The following is a 20,085-nucleotide window of genomic DNA, read 5'->3' as shown; positions in this document are numbered from 1 at the left end:
CTCCTTAGACCAGGCCGATGGCGGTGATCGCCATGTCGATGGCCTTGATGCCGATGAAGGGCACGATGATGCCGCCTAGGCCGTAGATCAAGAGATTGCGGCTGAGCAGGGCGCCGGCGCCGATCGGGCGATAGCGAACGCCCTTCAGCGATAGCGGGATCAGCGCAATGATGATCAGAGCGTTGAAGATGATAGCGGAGAGGATGGCGCTTTGCGGCGTTGCCAGCCCCATGACGTTCAGCATCTTCAGCTGCGGATAGAAGGCGATGAACATCGCCGGGATGATGGCGAAGTATTTGGCGATGTCGTTGGCGATGGAGAAGGTGGTGAGCGCGCCGCGGGTCATCAGCAACTGCTTGCCGATTTCGACGATCTCGATGAGCTTCGTCGGGTCGCTGTCGAGGTCGACCATGTTGCCGGCCTCGCGGGCGGCAACCGTGCCGGTGTTCATGGCGACGCCAACGTCTGCCTGGGCAAGCGCCGGGGCGTCATTGGTGCCGTCGCCGCACATGGCGACGAGCTTGCCCTTCGCCTGCTCCTCGCGCATCAGCGCCAGCTTCATTTCCGGTGTTGCCTGGGCGAGGAAGTCGTCCACGCCGGCTTCCGCGGCAATGGCGGCGGCTGTCAGCGGGTTGTCGCCGGTGATCATCACCGTGCGGATGCCCATGCGGCGCAGTTCGGCGAAGCGCTCGCGAATGCCGCCCTTGACGATGTCCTTGAGCTGGATGACGCCGAGCAGGCGACCATCGCGGGCAACCGCAAGCGGCGTGCCGCCGGCCTTGGAGATCTCGTCTGAAATCGCCTGCAATTCGCGGACGGTCTCACTGCTGGTGCGCGAGATTACCGTGGCGCCGGCGCTGGAGGCGGTAGTTGCGCTGCCGCTGACGTAGGCCAGAACAGCGTCCACCGCACCCTTGCGGATGGAGGAGCCTTCGACGTCGACACCGCTCATGCGGGTCTGGGCAGTAAAGGGCACGAAGGTAGCCTTCAGGCTGGTCATGTCACGGCCACGGATCGCGTACTTCTCCTTGGCGAGCACGACGATGGAGCGTCCCTCAGGCGTTTCGTCGGCCAGCGAGGCGAGCTGTGCCGCATCGGCCAGATCCTGCTCCGTCACCCCCTTGACCGGGCGGAACGAGGTAGCCTGACGGTTGCCGAGGGTGATCGTGCCGGTCTTGTCGAGCAGCAGCGTATCGACGTCACCGGCGGCCTCGACAGCGCGACCGGACATAGCAAGCACGTTGAAGCGGACCAGACGGTCCATGCCGGCAATGCCGATGGCGGAGAGGAGCGCGCCGATGGTGGTCGGGATCAGCGTTACGAACAGGGCGACGAGGACGACAGTTGGGATCGAGCCGCCGGCATAGGCGGCAAAGCTCGGGATCGTTACCGTGGCGAGTACGAAGATCAGCGTCATGCCAGCGAGCAGGATGTTGAGCGCGATTTCGTTCGGGGTCTTCTGACGTTCAGCACCTTCGACGAGTGCGATCATGCGGTCGATGAAAGTCGAGCCGGCAGCAGCGGTGATGCGGACACGGATCTCGTCGGAGAGCACTTGCGTGCCGCCGGTGACGGCCGAGCGGTCGCCGCCGGATTCGCGAATGACAGGCGCCGATTCACCGGTGATCGCCGCTTCGTTGACCGAGGCCACGCCTTCGATGACTTCGCCATCGGAGGGGATGATGTCGCCGGCTTCGACCAGCACGACATCGCCGACCTTCAGGCTGGTGCCCGGCACCATCTTGTAGTCAGTGCGGCTGTTGCCGGAGAGAAGCTTCGCCTGGGTTTCTGTGCGCGACTTGCGCAACGATTCAGCCTGTGCCTTGCCGCGACCCTCGGCGACGGCCTCGGCGAAGTTGGCAAACAGCACGGTGAACCAGAGCCAGATGTTGATCTGGAGGGAGAAGCCGAGATTGCCGCCGCCGGTCAGAAGATCGCGCAGGAAGAGCACGGTGGTCAGCGCCGAGACGACGGCGACCACGAACATGACGGGGTTCTTGGCAAGCGTCCGCGGGTTCAGCTTCTGGAAAGCGGCGCCCACGGCCGGAACGAGGATGCGAGAATCCAAAATACTCGCGGATTTTAACTGGCTCATAAGAGACTCCAGCGTGAAGAGGGAAACGGCAGACCGGGATTGCCCGGTCAGCCAAGCAAGAAACCGAAGACGACAAGGCCGAGGAACAGCGTGACCATCGCCACCAGGATGGCATCGGAAGCACAGGTCGCTCGGGCCGGGCCACGCCCCCTGTCTGAGGGGCGTGGATCGATGAGCTTTCGAAGCCTGGGCATGAGTGGCTGCGTCATTGCGCTTATCCTCAGAAGGCCTGGCCGGCGATCATCGACAGATGCTCGACGATGGGGCCGAGCGCGAGTGCCGGGAAGAAGGTCAGGCCGCCGACGATCAGGATCGTGCCCACCAGCAGGCCGACGAACAGCGGACCGTCCGTCGGGAAGGTGCCGGCAGAGGCGGGAACCGTCTTCTTGGCGATCAGCGAACCGGCAATGGCCAGCGCCGGAATGATGACCAGGAAGCGGCCGATCAGCATGACGATACCGAGCGTGATGTTGTACCAGGTTGTATTGGCGGAGAGACCGGCGAAGGCCGAGCCGTTATTCGCTGCTGCCGACGAGTAGGCATAGAGGATTTCCGAGAAGCCGTGCGGACCTGGGTTGCCGATGGCCGCGACGGCGCCGGGCAGGACGACGGAGATCGCGGTGAAGATCAGCATGCCGGCAGGCAGGCAAAGCACGGCGAGCATCGCCATCTTCACTTCCTTGGCTTCGATCTTCTTGCCGAGATATTCCGGCGTGCGCCCGACCATCAGGCCGGCGACAAAGATGGCAATGATGACGAACATCAGGATGCCGTAGAAACCGGCGCCGACGCCACCGACGATGACTTCGCCGAGCTGCAGGTTGATCAACGGGATCATGCCGCCAATCGCCGTGAAGCTGCCGAGCATGCCGTTGACCGCGCCGCAGGAGGCAGCCGTGGTGATGACCGCGAAGAGCGACGACATGGCGATGCCGAAGCGGACTTCCTTGCCCTCCATATTGCCGCCCTGGACGCCGAGTGCATGGACCAGCGGATTGCCGGCGGCCTCAGCCCAATAGGTGACGATGACGCCGGCGATGAAGAGCGTGCCCATCGCCGCGAGGATGGCCCAGCCCTGACGCTGGTTGCCGACCATGCGTCCGAATACGTTGGTGAGCGCCGCGCCGATGGCGAAGATCGCCAGCATCTGGATCAGGTTGGAGATAGCATCCGGATTTTCAAAAGGGTGAGCGGAGTTGGCGTTGAAGAAGCCACCGCCATTGGTGCCGAGCATCTTGATCGCAAGCTGCGAGGCAACCGGACCGACGGCAATCGTCTGTTGCGCACCTTCGAGTGTCGTGGCGTTGACATAGGGTCCGAGCGTCTGCGGCACGCCGAGATAAACGAAGACCAATGTCATGACGATGCAGGCTGGGAGCAGGACATAGAGCGTCGCCCGGGTCAGATCGACCCAGAAGTTGCCGATGGCCTTGCCGGAGGCGCGCGAAAAGGCACGGATCAGCGCAATGGCGAGCGCGATACCGGTTGCGGCGGAGGCGAAGTTCTGGACGGTGAAACCGGCCATCTGCACGAGATAGGACATCGTGCTTTCGCCGCCGTAGTTCTGCCAGTTGGTGTTGGTCACAAAGCTGGCGGCGTTGTTGAACGAAAGCTCCGGGCCGATCGAGGTCATGCCTGCGGGATTGTAAGGCAGGCTCGCCTGGAACCGCTGCAGGATATAGAGCAAGAAGAAGCCGGCGAGGCTGAACAGCAGCATGGAGATCGCATAGGTCGTCCAGTGCTGCTCCTCGCGCTCATCCGTTCCCGCAATGCGATAAAGCCCCCGTTCCAGCGGACCGAGGACGTAGGAGAGAAGTGTGCGCTCGCCCGTGAAGACACGCGTCATGTAACCGCCGAGCGGTTTGACGAGCACAAGGAGGATCCCGATATAGATCAGGATCTGAAGCCATCCATTGAAGGTCATGGGGGTAACTTTCCCTATCTGGCGCTAAAAATTAAAAGCGCTCAGGGCGAATGAGGGCGTAGATCAGGTAGGCGGTGAGAAAGAGTGTCACTCCGCCGCCGAGAATATAATCCAGAAGCATTTGTGTCTCTCCGACTAGAGGCTGTCGCAGGCTTTGGTATAAGCGATGCACAGAATGAAAAATAAAACGCCGATCCCGATAAGAAGAATGTCCATCATCGATCGTTGATCCTTGATTGTTCTTGTGGAACACCGAAATGGACCGAAGGCACCTTCAAAGAAGGCGCCTTTCGTTTCTTCCCGGTATGGAGATCATCCTTTAGATGTCTCTAATGTCAATATGCAACCAAACCGCATTAAGGTTCGAGACGGCGGGAAGGGGAAAGATATAAAAATCTTATAAATGCCGGCTGCCGTCTGGGCTCCATCCATGGCCGCTTTGTTGCAAGCGACACCGTCATCCAGATTTCGCCATTCGAATCAGATCAGTGCGCCGGATCGACAATAACGAGACGGAAAATTGATGACGCCGAACGAAAGCGACCGGAGCCTTATCGAAGCGATGAGACGGTACTTTGCGGTGAAAGCCGATGTGAGTGAATTGAAAGCGCGCCTGGAAATGGCAAGGCGCGAGGCCGGCGAGGATATTGAGACCTTTTACAATCCGCGTACCAACCCCAATCATGCGATCGATATCCTGCGATCGCATGTGTTGAAAAAGGAAATGGTCGCCCTGATGAGCCAGGCGGAAGCCTGGGCGAGGGGAGCGGACGTGGCTCAGGACTTCGGCCAGAATTTTGACTCGATCCAAGACGCCGACATTGTGAGCGCTGAGTAGCTCACAGTCAGCCGGGCCGCGGCAGCCACACGCAGGAGATTAATCCGACAGGCTCGAAATTCACCCCTGTTCATCGACGGTCTTGTTAAATCAGAAATGCTGATATAAATGAAGGTAATTGATGGGGCACGCAGGAAACGATGAAACGCGGCTTTCTAACGATCTATGCCGGTGAAAATGCTGCGGCGTTGCGGGCGCTCTCAGTGCCCGCGCGCGTGGACATGCTCAGGTTGCTGTGCTCCAAAGGCCCGCTGAATGTCAATGAAATCGCACGGGCTCTGGACCTGCCGCAGTCGACGGTTGCGACCGGAATCATGATCCTGGAAGAGGCCGGGCTGGTTGAAACCAAGGCGGCAAAAGCCCGCAAGGGATACCAGAAGATCTGCTCCGCACTTTACGATGAGATTCTTGTGAGCTTCGAGGATGCTGCCTTGAAGCACGACGAGGATGTGATCGAGGTGGCAATGCCGATCGGTCTTTATACGAGCTGCGAGACCCATGCGCCGTGTGGTCTTTGCTCCACCGAGGGCGTGATCGGCCTGCTCGATGTTCCCGACTATTTCCTTGATCCGCAGCGCATGCAGGCTGGTCTACTCTGGTTCGGACGCGGCCATGTGGAATATAAATTTCCCAACAATGCCAAGATCCTGAACAAGAATGTCAATGCCATAGAGTTCTCGATGGAGCTCTCCTCCGAGGTTCCGGGAACCAATCCGGACTGGCCCTCCGACATCACGATCTGGGTCAACGGCGTTGCCGTCGGCACATGGATGTCGCCGGGCGACTATGGCGACAAGCGCGGTGCTTTCACGCCGGGCTGGTGGAAACTCGAGGGCTCCCAATATGGTAAGCTCAAGACCTGGCGGATCTCGAAAAAGGGTACATTCATCGACGGCGTTGCCGCGTCGGACGTCACCATCGACGACCTTGCCATCAGCCAGCATTCCTCGATCCGGCTCAGGATTGGCATCGCCGAGGATGCACGCCACACGGGTGGCGTGAACATATTCGGCCGCGGCTTCGGCAATTACGGTCGCGATATCCTGATGCGGATTGATCTTTCGTAAGTTCAAATCACAAATTGTGATATATAGCCGGCATTCCTATGGAATGGCGGTCTCCAGTCATTTTTACATAATTCATTGAAATTGCTATTTTTTGTCTAAATTTTCCGCAGTGCAAGATGATTTTTTAGCTTGGACGACGCATAAATTGGCGTTGACGGCTTGCCAAAAGTGTATCAGCATCTAGGTATAAGAACGAAATATCTGATATATACGGGAGGATAGCAGTGAAGGCGCAAGTGGTCATCCATCGCGATTTCCGGATTGCCGATATCGACGATCGGCTCTACAGCTCGTTTCTGGAGCATCTGGGCAGGGCGATCTACGGGGGCATCTACGAGCCCGGCCATCCGACTGCGGATGCGGACGGATTTCGTCAGGACGTTATCGAACTGGTCCGCGAGCTTAATTCGCCCTACTGCCGCTATCCCGGCGGCAATTTCGTATCAGCCTACAATTGGGAAGATGGTGTCGGCCCGCGTTCGGATCGCCCCGTGCGGCTCGATCTAGCCTGGCGTACCCGCGAGAGCAACCAGATCGGCGTCAACGAGTTCGTCGATTGGTGCAAGAAGGCCAACACCAAGCCGATGCTGGCCGTCAATCTCGGCTCGCGCGGCCTTGATGACGCACGCAACTTCCTTGAATATTGCAATCATCCAAGCGGGACCTATTGGTCGGACCTGCGCCGCAAGCATGGCTGGGCCGATCCGCATGGCGTGAAGCTATGGTGCCTCGGCAACGAGATGGATGGTCCTTGGCAGGTTGGTCATAAATCGGCTTACGAATATGGCCGCTTGGCCGATGAGACGGCTAAGGCGATGCGCGGCTTCGACAAGTCGCTAGAGCTGGTCGTCTGCGGTTCGTCCAATTCGGAAATGAAGACCTATCCGGATTGGGAAGCGCAGGTTCTGGAGCAGTGCTACGATAGCGCCGACCATATCTCGCTGCACATGTATTTCGCCAATCGCGAGAAGAACACACTCAACTATCTCGCCAAGGCGGAGAAGCTCGATCGCTATATCGGCACGATCGGTGGCGTCATCGACTATATCAAGGCGAAGAAGCGCTCGAAAAAGACGATCGGCATTTCCTTCGACGAATGGAACGTCTGGTATCACTCGAACCAGCAGGACAAGGATATCCTTGCGCGCGACGAATGGCCGGACGCGCCGCACCTCCTCGAAGACGTCTATAATTTCGAGGACGTTCTTCAGGTCGGCGGCATTCTGAACACATTCATCCGGCGCTCCGATCGCGTGCGTATCGCCTGTATCGCCCAGCTCGTGAACGTGATCGCGCCGATTATGACGGAAGATGGCGGTCCCGCCTGGCGGCAGACCATCTATTATCCGCTGTATTTCGCCTCGAAATACGGCCGCGGTTTCGCGCTTCGGCTGGTCACCGACGGCCCGACCTACGACAGCGACGAGGCCGACGATGTGCCCTATCTCGATGTCTCCGCCGTTCACGATGCCACGGGGAATACGGTCACCCTGTTTGCCGTGAACCGCCATCTGGACTCGGCGCTCGACCTCGATACCCGGCTGGAAGGTTTCCCCGGTGCGCGCGTCGTCGAGCAGTACGAGATGGTTCACGAGAAGCTTGAGGCGGTCAATACGGCGTCCCGGCCCAATGCTGTCGTTCCCGCCAAGACGGGTGACGCAAAGATCGAGGATGGCCGGCTTCGCGCTACGCTGAAGCCACTGTCCTATAACGTGATCCGGCTGTCTGTATGACAGCTGGTTGCCGGGACGCGGTAAAACGCGTCCCGGTCTGCAATGACGTTCGGCATGTCGCGAGGAGGCGATGCATGTCGGTACGGTGGTCTGTTGCGAGCCGGTTTGGACATCAAGTGTTCAAGGTCCGGCTAACGCAGGGAGTTTGAAAGTCACGGCTTGCCTCACCTTGTTTGGTATGCCGTCCGATGGATAACTAGGGAGGAGATCATGCAGAAGTGGAAGAAGCTTGCTTTTGGTGTCGCGCTGGCCACGTTCGGCCTGGTCGCGGCGGCTACGGCACAAGATTATGCTACCTTGCCACGCAAGGAGACGCTGATCGTCGAGAACCCGGAAGGGACGATCAAGAATCCCGGCTGGTTCAATGTCTGGGTCAATGGCGGCGGCGGTGTTTCGACCGGCCTGCAGCAATTGACGATGGATACGCTTTGGTACATCGACCCTGAACAGGGGCTCGGTGGTTCTGCCTGGGACAATTCGCTCGCCGCCGACAAGCCACAATATAATGACGACTTTACCCAGATGACGGTGAAGCTGCGCAAGGGGCTCTACTGGAGCGACGGCGTCGAGTTCACCGCCGATGACGTGGTCTATACGGTCAAGACCCAGATGGATCATCCGGGCATGAATTGGAGCGCTGCCTTTTCCGTGCAGGTCGCCAGTGTCGAGGCACCGGATCCCTATACTGTCGTATTCAAGCTGAAGAAGCCGAATTCGCGGTTCCATGCCATCTTCACCGTGCGGTGGAACGGCGCCTGGATCATGCCGAAACATGTCTTCGAAAAAGTTGCCGATCCGGTTCGTTACGATTTCGCCAATCCGGTGTCGCTCGGCGCCTATAAGCTGAAAAGTTTTGATCCGCAGGGAAAATGGTACACTTGGGAAAAGCGCGATGACTGGCAGCGCACTTCGCTCGCCCGCCTCGGCGAACCGGGTCCGAAATATGTCACTTACGTCGATCCAGGTCCGCCGGATAAACGTACGATCGCCCAGCTGGAGCATAATCTCGATATCATTCACGACAACACGCCCGAGGGCATGTTCACGCTGAAGGAGAAATCGAAGACGAGCGAAAGCTGGTTCCCGGGGTTCCCCTTCGCCCATCCCGATCCGACATTGCCGGCGGTGATCTTCAACACGCAGGATCCGCTGTTCAAGAACGCCGACGTTCGCTGGGCGCTCGCACTCCTCATCGACATCAAGGCAGTCGACATGGCGAGCTATCGGGGAGCAGCAACTCTTTCAGCGCTTGGCGTTCCGCCGACGGCGATAGCCATGAAGGATTATCAGGCGCCGTTGCAGGATTGGCTTAAGGATTTCGAAGTCGATACCGGCAAGCGCAAGATCAAGCCATATGATCCGACGATCGGCCAGCAGGTCGCGGATATGCTGCGCAAGCAGCCCAAATACAAGGATCAGATTCCGACCGACCCGGCGGCCATCAGCGCGGCCTTCGGCTATGGCTGGTGGAAGCCCGATCCGCAGGCGGCGACCGAACTCCTGGAAAAGGCCGGCTTCAAGAAGGTTGGCGGCAAATGGATGACGCCGGACGGCCAGCCCTTCAAGATCCGCCTGACGGTGGAAGGCGATACGCGCTCGGTCTTCACCCGCGCAGGCACCCTGATCGCCCAGCAATGGGCAGCCTTCGGCATCGACTCCAAGGCCACACCGACCTCTTCTATCGGGCAGGTGCAGGCCACTGGCGACTTCCAATGCATCATCTCCTGGAGCGTTGAAACATGGGGTGGCGATCCGGACTTGTCGTTCTTTCTCGACAGCTGGCATTCGGATTTCGTTGCCAAGAAGGGTGAGAACCAGTCGGCCCGCAACTGGCAACGCTGGTCCAATCCGGAGCTCGACAAGATCATTGAGAGCATCCGTCGGGTCAGTGCTGACGATCCGAAGGGCACCGAGCTTGGCAAGGACTATCTGAAGCTCGTCGCTCGTGAAATGCCGACCATTCCGCTGATGTCCTACAACGTCTTCACGTCGATGGATACCACCTACTGGAAAGGCTATCCGACGATCGCCGACCCCTACACCGACCCGGTTCCCAATTGGGCGAATTCCCGGCTGATGATGGTCAAGCTGAAGCCGGCGCAGCCATAACTCCTCCCAACCCTGACGCGGCGTCAGCCGCGTCAGGCACCTGTCGCCGGACATTAAGCGAGTCCGGCGACCTTCTTTTTTTGAAAAGTGATGAAGCGCAAGCAGCAAGGAAAACGACGGTATGGCGTCCTATCCCATTTTCGTATTGAAGCGATTTGGCCAGTTCCTGCTCGTTGTCTTTCTCGGCATTTCCGCGACCTTCTTCATCACCCATATGACGCCGATCGATCCCGTCGAGCAGAGTATCGCCGCCATCCAGCAGATGGGGCAGTCAGACCCTCGCGCCGTCGATCTCATGCGCCAGTCGCTTCGCGAACTCTACGGCATGGAGGGCTCGATCTGGCAGCAATATGTGCATTTCTGGACGCGTCTTGCGACCGGTGATCTCGGACCGTCTCTTTCTGCCTTTCCAACGCCCGTCTCGACCATCATCCTGCGGTCGCTGCCGTGGACGATCGGGCTGATGACCGTTGCGACGCTGTTCACCTTCATCCTCGGCAACACGATAGGCGCGCTCGCGGGCTATTACCGCAAGAGCATGGTGCTCAAAGCCGTCAGCCTCGTCTTCATCGCGATGCAGCCGATCCCCTATTACATCCTCGCCTTCGTGCTGATCATCCTGTTCGGCTATCTCTGGCCGATCCTGCCGATCAATGGCGGCTACGAGATGAATACCAATCTGGAACTGTCCTTTTCGCTGGTTCTCGACATCTTGAGACACTCCATCTTGCCGGCGCTGTCGCTGATCCTCGTCGGCACGGGCGGCTGGCTGATCGGCATGAGGGCGCTGGTCTCCAACATCATCACCGAGGATTACGTGACGTTCGCCGAACTCGGCGGGGTGCCGAAGAGCCGCATTCTGCGGTCCTACATAGCGCGCAACGCGATGGTGCCGCAGTTTACCGGCCTTGCCATGTCGCTGGGGGCGGTCTTCAACGGCACGATCATCACGGAGATCGTCTTCGGCTATCCCGGCATCGGAAACCTGCTGATTTCAGCGGTGCATGCCGGCGATTACAGCCTCGTGCTCGGGCTGAGCGCACTGTCCATCACCGGCGTTGCCGCGGCGGTGTTCATCATCGATATTCTGGGTCCGCTGATCGACCCGCGCATCAGGGTGGAGTAGGCCATGTTCACCATCGTTCGCGACCTCGCTCGCCAGAATGCGGAATTCCTTTGCGGCCTGCTGCTGTTCGCAGTGATCGTCGTGCTGATAGTCCTGTCCTATTTCTCGCCCTACGGTCCCTCGGACATCTATGTCCTGCCGCCCGACATGCCGCCTGACGGCGATTACTGGCTCGGCACGACCTCGCGCGGCCAGGATGTTTTCTGGCAGCTCACCACCGCTCTCAGGAACACACTCTATTTCGGCATCGGGGTGGCCTTCCTGTCGCGCATTATCTCACTGGTGGTCGGTCTCGTCGCGGGTTATCTCGGCGGTGTGGTCGACCGGGTGCTAATGGCGATCAACGACAGCATCATGGTCATTCCGCAGTTTCCGCTGCTGATCCTGTTCTACTTCGTGCTCAAGGACGGCATGACCTGGACCGTGCTCATCGTGGTGATGGCCTCGCTCGGCTGGTCTTACGATGCGCGCCTGATCCGGTCGGTGGCGATCAGTCTCAAGAGCCGGCCGTTCACGACCCAGAGCGTCTATTCCGGCATGAGCATGTATAAGATCCTCGTCCAGGAGCATCTGCCCTATGTGCTGCCGATCGTCTTTGCCACGACGATGAACAACATGATCTGGTCGATCGGCATGGAAATCACGCTGTCGGTGCTCGGCTTCACGGATATCGAAACGCCGACAATGGGCATGATGATCTATTGGGCGAACGCGCATTCGGCGCTGATCGCTGGAATATGGTGGTGGGTCGCTGCACCGGTCGCAGCCATCGTCGTGCTGTTTACGGCGCTCTTCCTGCTGTCGATGTCGATGAACGAATACAACGATCCGCGCAGTCGGCTGAACCGGATGGGGGGCTAGGTCATGGATGCTGTGGTCGAGGTCAAGAATCTCAAAGCCTATTACAAAGCCTTCCTCTACGGCGTCGATCGCGAGGTGCGCGCCGTGGATGATATCAGCCTGACGATCGGCCGAGGCGAAATCTACGGCGTCGCCGGGGAATCGAGCAGTGGCAAGACGACGCTCATCAAGACCATCGCCGGCGCCATCCGTCCGCCGTTGCGGGTTGTAGAGGGCAGTGTCACCTTTCATTTCAACGGCGGCACGCAGGACATCTATGGTATGACGCCGGAGGCGAGGGCGGCGCTCCGGTGGCGGCATCTGTCCTACATCATGCAGGGCTCGATGAACGTGCTCAATCCCGTGCGGCGCATTCGCCACTCCTTCACGGATTTTGCCTTTCGCCACATGAAGGTGGAGAAATCCGCCTTTTTCGGGCGGGTCGCGAGCCACCTGCAGCGGCTGAAGCTCGATCCCCAGCTTCTCGATGCCTATCCCCACGAATTGTCCGGCGGCATGCGCCAGCGCATGACCATTGCGCTTGCCACCATCCTGACACCGGAATTCATCATCGCCGACGAACCGACGACGGCCCTCGATGTCATCGTGCAGCGTGACGTCCTGACGATGATCCGCGAGATCCAGCGTGACATGGGCTCCTCGTTCCTGTTCGTCACCCACGACATGGGCGTTCACGCCGCCGTCTCCGACCGCATCGGCATCGTCTATGCCGGCCGCCTGGTCGAGGAAGCGCCGACCCGCAAGCTCTTCCATCTGCCGCTGCACCCTTACACGCAGCATCTGGTCGCGAGCCTTCCGCGGATCGGCGATGCAAGCTCCCGGCCTTCGCTGGAAGGGCGCCCGCCTAATCTCGCCATGCCGCCGGAAGGCTGCCGTTTTCATCCGAGATGTCCGAAGCGCATGGATATCTGCAGCCGCGAGGTGCCCCCGATGGTCGAGGTCGAGCCGGACCGGCGCGTGGCCTGCTTTGCGGTGACGGGAGAACGGGTTTGAACGATCTGCTTTCGCTCTCGCATGTCACGAAAATCTACCGGCAGGGCGGCCTGCTCGGCGGGCGCCATATCACCGCCGTCAAGGACGTCAGCCTGACGCTCGGGCAGGAGCCGGAGATCCTGTCGATCGTTGGCGAATCCGGCTCGGGGAAGTCGACCATTGCCGCGATGATCCTCGGGCAGACGGCGCCGACGGAGGGACGGCTGGATTTCCGGGGCAGCCCCGTCGCGGTTCATGGCAGGGTCGAGCGGCGTGCTTTCATGCGGCAAGTCCAGCCGGTGCTGCAAAACCCGTTCGAAGCCTTCAATCCGCTGAAGCGGGTGGATCGCTATCTCTTCGAGACGGCTCGGAGCTTTGCGCCTGATGGCAAGCGACCAAGCCGCGAGGAAATCGAGCGCATGGCGGATAGAGCACTGCAGCATATCGGCCTAAGCTTGGCCGAGGTGAAAGGCCGGTTTCCCCATGAGCTGTCGGGCGGACAATTGCAGCGCACGGCAATTGCCCGCGCGCTCATACCGCAACCGCGGCTTCTGGTCGCCGACGAGCCGGTTTCGATGGTCGATGCGTCGCTCCGGATGGCGATCGTTAATCTCTTCAGCCAGCTGAAGAAGGATTTGGGCTTGTCGATCATCTATATCACGCATGATCTTGCGACCGCCTATTACATCAGCGATCGCATCGTCATCATGAAGAAGGGCGAGATTGTCGAGCAAGGGCAGGCGCGAGCCGTTTTGGACAATCCACAACACCCCTATTCGCAGGCGCTCAAGGAAGCGGTGCTGTCCACGACGCCAGAGATTTGATGTTTGATATCAGACTTTAATGGTACATTTCCGATGCGCCCTGTTTCAGGCGCATCGGAACGCGTCATGCGGCCCGGTGTTAGCTATGGGTTTCCGGCATCGCCGACGAATGGTGCGACGTGATCAGCCATTTTCCATGTTCGAACTTATAGGTGAAGGTGTAGCGGGCCGGTACCTTCGTGCCGTCGCCAAGCGTGAAGGTATAGGTGCCGGTATCGATCACCTTGTCGCAGCCGATCTTGATCGTGCGGCTGTCGATCTTGCCCTGCGGCTTCTTCTTCAGGAAGTCCGTGAAGTAGGTCATCCGCTCTTCCTGCGTCAGGCGCGGCTTGTTGGAGAGCGTCGGCAGGAGAACCGCGTCGGGGGCGTAGTTCTCGACAACCTTCTCCGGGCTTAGCGTTGCAAGCGATGTGTTCCAGCGGTCGAAGAGGCCTTCCACCTGCTTTTCGGTGATCGGCGTGCATTCGGCGGCCATTGCCTGGCCAGCCAGGACAGTAGCGACGGCGGCGACCATGACAAGTTTATACATAAGGGGTATCTCCAATTTTGACTGTTTTCCCCGGCCTCATCGCCGGTGACCTGAAGATAAGTCTGCTCAAATGCTGAAACGATCTGCTGGTTGGCGGTGAAATGATATGCCGGTTGGCGTATGTTCATCGGCTTACGGAATGTCTATCTAAGACGACACCGGGGCATCAGGCGCCGGCCCATGCTAGAGACCAGAGACAGTGGAAAACCTAGAATCTCCCGTGAGAGAACTGCGCCGGCTCTATAGGGAGTCTGAAGCGAAGGCCGCGCGCCTGAGGCTGATCGTCGAGGCGCGAAACATCCTCGACACAATGGACTTCGAGATCGCCGCCCGGCAGGTGCTTGCCCTTGTCTGTTCCTTCTGCGGCGCATCCGCCGCGCGGATCGAGTTTCCCGGCGATCCGGCGACTGAGGCCATTGGTTACGAACGCGGTGGGTCGCAACCGCTCTTGGGGATCGTTTTTACCGTCAACCTTGAGGGAAACGATCCCGATATTTCCCTATCCCTTGCACCCGAGATAGAGGCCCTGACCCCTGACGAGGACCAGCAAACACTGAAAATCGTTGCGGATCAGCTTCTGGCGGCTCTCAACGACAAGAGGCGGCGGCAGGACCGCGAAGCTTTCACCGAGGCGCTGCGGAGCCGCGAGGCCATGCTTGCCCATCTCGTCGGTGAGATGATCGGCGCCCAGGAAAAAGAGCGCGCCCGCGTTGCCTATGATCTGCACGACGGTGTCGCCCAGAGTCTCGTCAGCCTGCTGTTTCATCTGGAAGCAGCAACGGTTGGCCCGGATATTGACGTGCAGACCGCGCAGAAGCTGACCAACTGCATCGATCTCGCCCGCCGTTGTGTCGGCGATATCAGGCATGCCATCGCTGATCTCAGGCCGGCCGAACTCGATGATCTCGGTCTTGCCGCGGCGATCCGGGCGAAGCTGGATTCGATGCGGATCGAACATGTCTCCTTCTCCGATCATCTCGGCGAGACACGGCTTCCGCGCGCCGTCGAGATTGTCCTTTATCGCGTTGCCCAGGAGGCGCTCGCCAACGCGGAAAAACATGCGGCCTGCAAGCATGTCCGCATTGAACTTGCCGAAAACGCGGAAGGGATCGTCACGCTGACGGTATCCGACGATGGGCGCGGTTTTGCGGCTAGCGATCACAGGCCGGAGAGGGGACACGGGGTCGGCCTGCCGGCGATGCGCGAGCGTCTGTCGCTGGTCGGCGGAACCCTGTCGATTGAGAGTGCGCCGGGCGCTGGAACCCGGCTGCTGGCGGAAGTGCCGACTGATTTGAACCGGGAATCCTCTCCATGAAGACTGCATCGATCGTCATTGCCGACGACCATGATCTCGCGCGCTCCGGGATTGCCGCTGTCCTTGCGACATCGGGGAGCCTGGACATCGTCGGTCAGGCACAGAACGGGCTGGAGGCGGTCGAGTTGTGCGATCGCTTGCGCCCGGATCTCATCCTCCTCGATATCCGCATGACGCCGCTCGATGGTCTGGGTGCCGCCGCGGAAATTCGGAAAATCGCGCCGGACACCAAGATTGTCATGCTCACCATGCATGAGAGCATCGACTACCTCAGTGCGGCGATCAAGGTCGGAGCGAGCGGCTATCTCCTCAAGGATGTCAGCCGCGAGAGCCTGCTGCGCACCATCGATATCGTGCTGGACGGACAGGCGTTTTTCGACGCGGATCTGATGCGCAAGATGCTGGCGAGGATAGATCGTGAATCGCCGGCGGAGACGGTCATTGAGAGACTGACGAACCGGGAGCGCGAAATTCTCTGTAGCCTGACCACGGGCGAAACCAACAAGGGCATCGCGCGAGCACTGTCGATTTCACCGGGAACGGTGAAAGTGCATGTCGAGCGCATCCTGAGCAAGCTCGGGGTCAATGATCGCACGCAGGCGGCGGTTCTGGCGATCCAGGCGGGTCTCCTGCGAAAGGACGAGCTTTGACGAGTGGCGACATGACCGACAAGACGGGCCTCTCCCTTCGTTTCCTCGATCAACCCCTCGCCCGCAAGGGAGTGATCGTGATCGCCCTTCCATTGATCTGCCTGCTGATCGCTCTCGGATCGGTGTTCCTGGCCGATCGGGAAAGCCGTCGCGCCGAAGATTATGTGCGCGTGACCTTCGCCATCCAGTCCGACATTCTGGAGCTGCATGCGCTCCTGGCGGAGGGCGCTTCGGGCGTTCGCGGCTATCTGCTGACCGGAGATGCGGCGTTTCTCGCGCCCTTCGAAAAGGCCAATGCCGAACTCCCAAGCGTTTTTGCCGCCATGCGGCCATTGATAACCGACGCCGAGCAGCGCGCGCGCCTCGACGGCATGGAGCCGCTGGTCTTCCAAAAGCTTGCTGGCCTCAACGACCTGCTGGAAAAAGGCCGTGGGAGCAATCAGTCGATCAATGACGACATGCGCCGGACGCTGGTGGACAACAAGGTGGTGCTGGACGAGCTGCGCTCTCGCATTCAGCAGATGCGCGAGCGCGAGGATGCGCTTCTTGAAGAGCGGACGAAGCAAGCCGATGCCATCCGCGACAGAGCCCAGTGGATCACGATCATCGGCGCGATCGTTGGTCTGGTCGGCTGCGTGGTGGCGATCATTCTGATGTCGAACGGTATCGTCCGGCGGGTCACCTCCTTGCAAAAGACGGCTGGCCTTCTGGCAATGGGGCAACCGGTGACATCAGGAGAACAAGCACGAGACGAACTCGGTGCGCTCTCGCGAGCGCTTCACGAGGCGAGCCTTCTCCTGAGGCAACGCGAAAACGCGCTTCGTGAAAGCGAGGAGCGTTTCCGCCTCCTCGTCGATGGCGTCCACGACTATGGAATTTTCGGGCTCGACCAGCAGGGGCGGGTGGTCAGCTGGAATGCGGGCGCCGAGCGGATCAAGGGATACACAGCCGACGAGATTATCGGCGAGCATTTCTCGCGGTTCTATCCGCCGGAGGTTCGCGATACGCTGCCAAGCCAGGAGCTTGAGCGGGCGGAGGCCGATGGTCGCGTTGAAGATGAGGGGTGGCGGGTGCGCAAGGACGGCTCGCACTTCTGGGCGAATGTCGTTGTCACCGCGCTGCACGACGAGAACGGCAATCCCCGGGGTTTTTCGAAGATCACCCGCGATATCACTGACCGCAAACGCAATGAAGAGGAGTTGCTTGCGGCGCGATACAAAGCCGAGCAGGCGAGCGAGGCCAGAAGCGCCTTTCACTCGCGCCTGAGCCATGAGTTCAGGACGCCTCTCAACTCCATTCTCGGCTTTGCCCAGATTCTGGAAATGGATCTGAACGAGCCTGAAACGCAGGCAAGTCTGGCGCAGATTCTGAGGGCCGGCCGGCATCTTCTCAGCCTGCTTGACGATTTGCTTGACCTGGCCCGCATCGATGCCGGGCGGATGGAGCTCTATATCGAAACGCTGGATGCCGGCGAGATCGTCGGGGAGGCCGTCGACCTTGCCCGCCCGCTGGCCGCGCCTCGCAAGGTCTCCATTGCCGTCGAGATCGATCATGCCGCCGGCGCTGCTGTCACTGTCGACCGTCGACGTTTCCTCCAGGTGCTTCTGAACCTTCTGTCGAACGCGATAAAATTCAATCGCGAAGGAGGAACGCTGCGTGTGTCTACCCGGCTTGTGGGCGGCGATATGCTTGCCATCGACATCCACGATACTGGTTTTGGCATTGCTCCGAACAAGAAGGAGCGGCTATTTCAGCCTTTCGAGCGTCTTGGGGCAGACAGCAATGCCACGTCGGGGACAGGGTTGGGGCTCGCTTTGTCGCAGCATTTGATGCAGGCGATGGGCGGTAGACTGGAGCTTGGTTCTACCGGCGCTGAGGGCACGACGTTCACCGTCTTTGCGCCGGCAGCACCGTCGTCGCTGGTCGCACCGCGTCCGACCGCCGAGTCTCCGGCTCCTCTCGCGGGCAAGCGTGAACTGGATGTCGTCCTCTGTATCGAGGATAATCCCGCCAGTCTGAACCTGATCGAAAATGTGCTGTCGCGGTATTGCAGCGCCAAGGTCATTCCGGCGATGCTGGGCGGTCTCGGAGTGACGCTGGCGCGCGAGCATCGGCCGAATCTTATCCTGCTCGACATCAATCTGCCGGATATCAGTGGCCTGGAGGTATTGAAAAGTCTAAGGGCTGATAGTGAGACGCGGGCTATACCGGTGATCGTCATCAGTGCCGATGCGACGGAAGCGATGCGGCAGCGCGTGCTGCAAGAGCGTGCGACGCGCTTTCTTGCGAAGCCGCTCGATATAAGGCAGTTCCTTCAGACGCTCGACGAGGTTATGGCGCAATGAACCCGCAAATCGATATCGCCGCCGAGGCGAGCGTACTGGTCATCGACGACGAAGCCGCCAATGTCGCTCTTCTGGAGCGCCTGTTGCGCCGTGAAGGCTTCAAGAAGGTGACGACGACGACCGATCCCAGGGATGCTGTCCAGCTTTTCAACGAGGTGAACCCGGATATCATCCTGCTCGATCTGATGATGCCCCATATCGATGGTTTTGCGCTTCTGGACGCCTTTTCCCGGCTGACGGGGCCGGCGTCCTTTATCCCCATCGTCGTGCTGACGGCTGATATTTCGATCGAAACTCGGCGCAGGGCTCTGTCGCTCGGCGCCAAGGATTTCCTGGTGAAACCGATCGATGCGGTGGAAACTCTTTTGAGAATATTCAATCTGCTCGAAACACGCTTCCTGTTTCGGGCGTTGACCGAGCTGACGGGGCAATCCCCGTTTGTTCGGCGCGGTGGCGATCCCACCAGCCGCTGACGGCTGAAAGGCTTAAACGACAAAGGCGCCGATGGTGTCGGCGCCTCATGCTTAGACGTTAAGATTAGCGGTCTTTAATCGCAGACGCGCATCCGCTCATAATGCCAGCCGTCGTCATATTCGTTCTGAACCGGACGGCTTTCACTCCAGCATCTCGGCGGAGGCGGAGGAGGAGCTGCGTAACCATAGCCACCGCCGCCGCCATTGACGATTGCGCCGCCGATCAAGCCGCCGATAAGCCCGGCGGCGACGCCGCCAGCGATGGCACCGCCATTATGGTGATGATGGCGCCGCGGACCATCGTTCCAATCGCGGTACCGACCATATTCCTGCGCCTGGGCAAAGCCGGCTGGGGCCAACACGCTGCCGGCGACCGTAGCTGCGAGCAAAACCGTGAGAATTGTCTTCTTCATCATGATCACCTCCGACGCGATGCGTCTTGAAATGCAAATCTTCGACTCGGTTAATCGAGTGTTTCCAGAATGACTCTGCGCATGTGAACATGGCGTGAATACGCCGTTCACCTAAATTCGGCCGGGAGGGTCTTTGTTTCCGACGGCTCAAATCAGCTTGGAAATGCCTTGTTGAGTTCTGCGACCGCTTCGAGGGAAAGGGGGGAGGTCTTCCGGTCTCCCAATAGGAAGAAGAGCTTGGATGTCTCTTCCAGCTCCTCATAGGTGTAGACCGCTTCTTCCAATGTCTTGCCCGAAACGATCGGCCCGTGATTGGCGAGAAGCATGGCGCGATGGTCACGGGCGGCAAGGCGCACGGCTTCCGCCAGGGCTCTGTCACCCGGCCGGAAGTATTTCAGTAGCGGGAGCTTGCCGACCCGCATGACATGATAGGCGGTCAGCGGCGGCAGCACATTGTCGGTATTGTCATGGCACAGGCAGGAAACGGCCACCGAATAAGTGGAATGAAGATGCACGACGGCGCGCGCAGCTGGCCGTTCTTCATAGACCGCAAGATGGAAGAATGCTTCCTTCGAGGGCGGATCGCCGGCGAGAAGCTCGCCGGCGGGAGAAACCTTGGATATCCGGGCAGGGTCCAGAAATCCAAGGCTTGAATTGGTGGGCGTCACAAGGATCGAACCGTCTTCGAGGCGGACGGAGAGATTGCCGGCACTACCATGGGCAAGCTGGCGATTGTAGAGCAGCGCGCCCATGCGGGCGATCTTGTCGCGCAATTCCGCTTCTTCGGTCATGGTGTCCCTACCTCGATTGC

At 59.6% G+C, this 20,085-nt stretch carries 19 protein-coding genes; 12 read left to right on the top strand and 7 right to left on the bottom strand.

Annotation, left to right across the window (positions count from 1 at the left end; genetic code table 11):
- Positions 1-4 precede the first annotated feature (4 nt).
- Genes kdpB through kdpF form a run of 4 tightly spaced genes read right to left on the bottom strand, consistent with a single transcriptional unit; the run spans position 5 to position 4,140 of the window.
- Positions 5-2,095, bottom strand: coding sequence for a potassium-transporting ATPase subunit KdpB (kdpB, locus tag AC1RO0_RS11875; protein ID WP_498593077.1), 2,091 nt, complete (start codon positions 2,093-2,095; stop codon positions 5-7).
- A gap of 47 nt (positions 2,096-2,142) precedes the next feature.
- On the bottom strand, positions 2,143-2,304 hold the full coding sequence (locus tag AC1RO0_RS11870; RefSeq protein WP_498593076.1) for a hypothetical protein: 162 nt from the start codon (positions 2,302-2,304) through the stop codon (positions 2,143-2,145).
- 11 nt (positions 2,305-2,315) lie between these two features.
- Positions 2,316-4,019 (bottom strand): potassium-transporting ATPase subunit KdpA, encoded by a 1,704-nt coding sequence (kdpA, locus tag AC1RO0_RS11865; RefSeq protein WP_498593075.1) that lies wholly within the window; start codon positions 4,017-4,019, stop codon positions 2,316-2,318.
- A 31-nt stretch (positions 4,020-4,050) separates the two neighbouring features.
- The gene (gene kdpF, locus AC1RO0_RS11860; RefSeq protein WP_034509905.1) at positions 4,051-4,140 is read right to left on the bottom strand and encodes a K(+)-transporting ATPase subunit F; all 90 of its coding nucleotides are present in this window, start codon (positions 4,138-4,140) and stop codon (positions 4,051-4,053) included.
- A 402-nt stretch (positions 4,141-4,542) separates the two neighbouring features.
- Here kdpF and AC1RO0_RS11855 point away from each other — a divergent pair, with 402 nt between their 5' ends.
- From AC1RO0_RS11855 to AC1RO0_RS11820, 8 genes are all read left to right on the top strand, one after another.
- Entirely contained in the window at positions 4,543-4,857 is a 315-nt protein-coding gene (locus tag AC1RO0_RS11855; RefSeq protein WP_498593074.1) for a hypothetical protein, read from the top strand.
- Between the two features lie 140 nt (positions 4,858-4,997).
- Positions 4,998-5,924 (top strand): ArsR/SmtB family transcription factor, encoded by a 927-nt coding sequence (locus AC1RO0_RS11850; RefSeq protein WP_498593073.1) that lies wholly within the window; start codon positions 4,998-5,000, stop codon positions 5,922-5,924.
- Between the two features lie 224 nt (positions 5,925-6,148).
- Entirely contained in the window at positions 6,149-7,657 is a 1,509-nt protein-coding gene (gene arfA / locus AC1RO0_RS11845; protein ID WP_498593072.1) for an arabinosylfuranosidase ArfA, read from the top strand.
- Positions 7,658-7,867: 210 nt separating this feature from the next.
- Positions 7,868-9,766, top strand: coding sequence for an ABC transporter substrate-binding protein (locus AC1RO0_RS11840; protein ID WP_498593071.1), 1,899 nt, complete (start codon positions 7,868-7,870; stop codon positions 9,764-9,766).
- Positions 9,767-9,887: 121 nt separating this feature from the next.
- Positions 9,888-10,892 (top strand): ABC transporter permease, encoded by a 1,005-nt coding sequence (locus AC1RO0_RS11835; protein ID WP_498593070.1) that lies wholly within the window; start codon positions 9,888-9,890, stop codon positions 10,890-10,892.
- Positions 10,893-10,895: 3 nt separating this feature from the next.
- A complete protein-coding gene (locus AC1RO0_RS11830; RefSeq protein WP_498593069.1) occupies positions 10,896-11,753 on the top strand; it encodes an ABC transporter permease in 858 nt (285 codons plus the stop codon).
- 3 nt (positions 11,754-11,756) lie between these two features.
- A complete protein-coding gene (locus tag AC1RO0_RS11825; protein WP_498593068.1) occupies positions 11,757-12,746 on the top strand; it encodes an ABC transporter ATP-binding protein in 990 nt (329 codons plus the stop codon).
- Complete coding sequence (locus AC1RO0_RS11820) at positions 12,743-13,549, top strand: ABC transporter ATP-binding protein (protein ID WP_498593067.1); 807 nt, start codon at positions 12,743-12,745, stop codon at positions 13,547-13,549. The genes AC1RO0_RS11825 and AC1RO0_RS11820 overlap by 4 nt, the downstream gene beginning before the upstream one ends.
- 79 nt (positions 13,550-13,628) lie before the next feature.
- Here AC1RO0_RS11820 and AC1RO0_RS11815 read toward each other — a convergent pair whose 3' ends face one another.
- Positions 13,629-14,024, bottom strand: coding sequence for an SgcJ/EcaC family oxidoreductase (locus AC1RO0_RS11815; RefSeq protein ID WP_498593371.1), 396 nt, complete (start codon positions 14,022-14,024; stop codon positions 13,629-13,631).
- Positions 14,025-14,298: 274 nt separating this feature from the next.
- On the opposite strand from AC1RO0_RS11815, the gene AC1RO0_RS11810 reads away from it, so the two are divergent.
- From AC1RO0_RS11810 to AC1RO0_RS11795, 4 genes are read left to right on the top strand one after another with little or no spacing between them, the layout of a single operon-like run.
- Positions 14,299-15,393 (top strand): sensor histidine kinase, encoded by a 1,095-nt coding sequence (locus AC1RO0_RS11810; RefSeq protein WP_498593066.1) that lies wholly within the window; start codon positions 14,299-14,301, stop codon positions 15,391-15,393.
- Positions 15,390-16,043: a response regulator gene (locus AC1RO0_RS11805; protein WP_498593065.1), complete on the top strand. Its 654-nt coding sequence runs from the start codon at positions 15,390-15,392 to the stop codon at positions 16,041-16,043. The genes AC1RO0_RS11810 and AC1RO0_RS11805 overlap by 4 nt, the downstream gene beginning before the upstream one ends.
- A gap of 11 nt (positions 16,044-16,054) precedes the next feature.
- Entirely contained in the window at positions 16,055-18,388 is a 2,334-nt protein-coding gene (locus tag AC1RO0_RS11800) for a PAS domain S-box protein (RefSeq protein ID WP_498593064.1), read from the top strand.
- Positions 18,385-18,861: a response regulator gene (locus AC1RO0_RS11795; protein ID WP_498593063.1), complete on the top strand. Its 477-nt coding sequence runs from the start codon at positions 18,385-18,387 to the stop codon at positions 18,859-18,861. Before AC1RO0_RS11800 ends, AC1RO0_RS11795 begins: the two co-directional genes overlap by 4 nt.
- Before the next feature lie 74 nt (positions 18,862-18,935).
- Here AC1RO0_RS11795 and AC1RO0_RS11790 read toward each other — a convergent pair whose 3' ends face one another.
- Positions 18,936-19,274 carry a hypothetical protein gene (locus tag AC1RO0_RS11790; RefSeq protein ID WP_034516770.1) on the bottom strand — a complete coding sequence of 113 codons (339 nt, stop codon included), beginning with the start codon at positions 19,272-19,274 and terminating at the stop codon, positions 18,936-18,938.
- 152 nt (positions 19,275-19,426) lie between these two features.
- Complete coding sequence (gene otnC / locus AC1RO0_RS11785) at positions 19,427-20,065, bottom strand: 3-oxo-tetronate 4-phosphate decarboxylase (RefSeq protein ID WP_498593062.1); 639 nt, start codon at positions 20,063-20,065, stop codon at positions 19,427-19,429.
- Positions 20,066-20,085: the final 20 nt, after the last annotated feature.

The organism is Rhizobium sp. GW821-FHT14E12, assembly GCF_058803745.1.
The sequence above is the reverse complement of the archived record's forward strand: the minus strand, read 5'-3'. Positions and strand labels throughout refer to the sequence as shown.

Bases quoted from the DNA above. Each gene is read 5' to 3' on its own strand.
- kdpB (WP_498593077.1), bottom strand. From the start codon at position 2,095: ATGAGCCAGTTAAAATCCGCGAGTATTTTGGATTCTCGCATCCTCGTT.
- AC1RO0_RS11870 (WP_498593076.1), bottom strand. From the start codon at position 2,304: ATGACGCAGCCACTCATGCCCAGGCTTCGAAAGCTCATCGATCCACGC.
- kdpA (WP_498593075.1), bottom strand. From the start codon at position 4,019: ATGACCTTCAATGGATGGCTTCAGATCCTGATCTATATCGGGATCCTC.
- kdpF (WP_034509905.1), bottom strand. From the start codon at position 4,140: ATGCTTCTGGATTATATTCTCGGCGGCGGAGTGACACTCTTTCTCACC.
- AC1RO0_RS11855 (WP_498593074.1), top strand. From the start codon at position 4,543: ATGACGCCGAACGAAAGCGACCGGAGCCTTATCGAAGCGATGAGACGG.
- AC1RO0_RS11850 (WP_498593073.1), top strand. From the start codon at position 4,998: ATGAAACGCGGCTTTCTAACGATCTATGCCGGTGAAAATGCTGCGGCG.
- AC1RO0_RS11840 (WP_498593071.1), top strand. From the start codon at position 7,868: ATGCAGAAGTGGAAGAAGCTTGCTTTTGGTGTCGCGCTGGCCACGTTC.
- AC1RO0_RS11835 (WP_498593070.1), top strand. From the start codon at position 9,888: ATGGCGTCCTATCCCATTTTCGTATTGAAGCGATTTGGCCAGTTCCTG.
- AC1RO0_RS11830 (WP_498593069.1), top strand. From the start codon at position 10,896: ATGTTCACCATCGTTCGCGACCTCGCTCGCCAGAATGCGGAATTCCTT.
- AC1RO0_RS11825 (WP_498593068.1), top strand. From the start codon at position 11,757: ATGGATGCTGTGGTCGAGGTCAAGAATCTCAAAGCCTATTACAAAGCC.
- AC1RO0_RS11815 (WP_498593371.1), bottom strand. From the start codon at position 14,024: ATGGCCGCCGAATGCACGCCGATCACCGAAAAGCAGGTGGAAGGCCTC.
- AC1RO0_RS11805 (WP_498593065.1), top strand. From the start codon at position 15,390: ATGAAGACTGCATCGATCGTCATTGCCGACGACCATGATCTCGCGCGC.
- AC1RO0_RS11800 (WP_498593064.1), top strand. From the start codon at position 16,055: ATGACCGACAAGACGGGCCTCTCCCTTCGTTTCCTCGATCAACCCCTC.
- AC1RO0_RS11795 (WP_498593063.1), top strand. From the start codon at position 18,385: ATGAACCCGCAAATCGATATCGCCGCCGAGGCGAGCGTACTGGTCATC.
- AC1RO0_RS11790 (WP_034516770.1), bottom strand. From the start codon at position 19,274: ATGAAGAAGACAATTCTCACGGTTTTGCTCGCAGCTACGGTCGCCGGC.
- otnC (WP_498593062.1), bottom strand. From the start codon at position 20,065: ATGACCGAAGAAGCGGAATTGCGCGACAAGATCGCCCGCATGGGCGCG.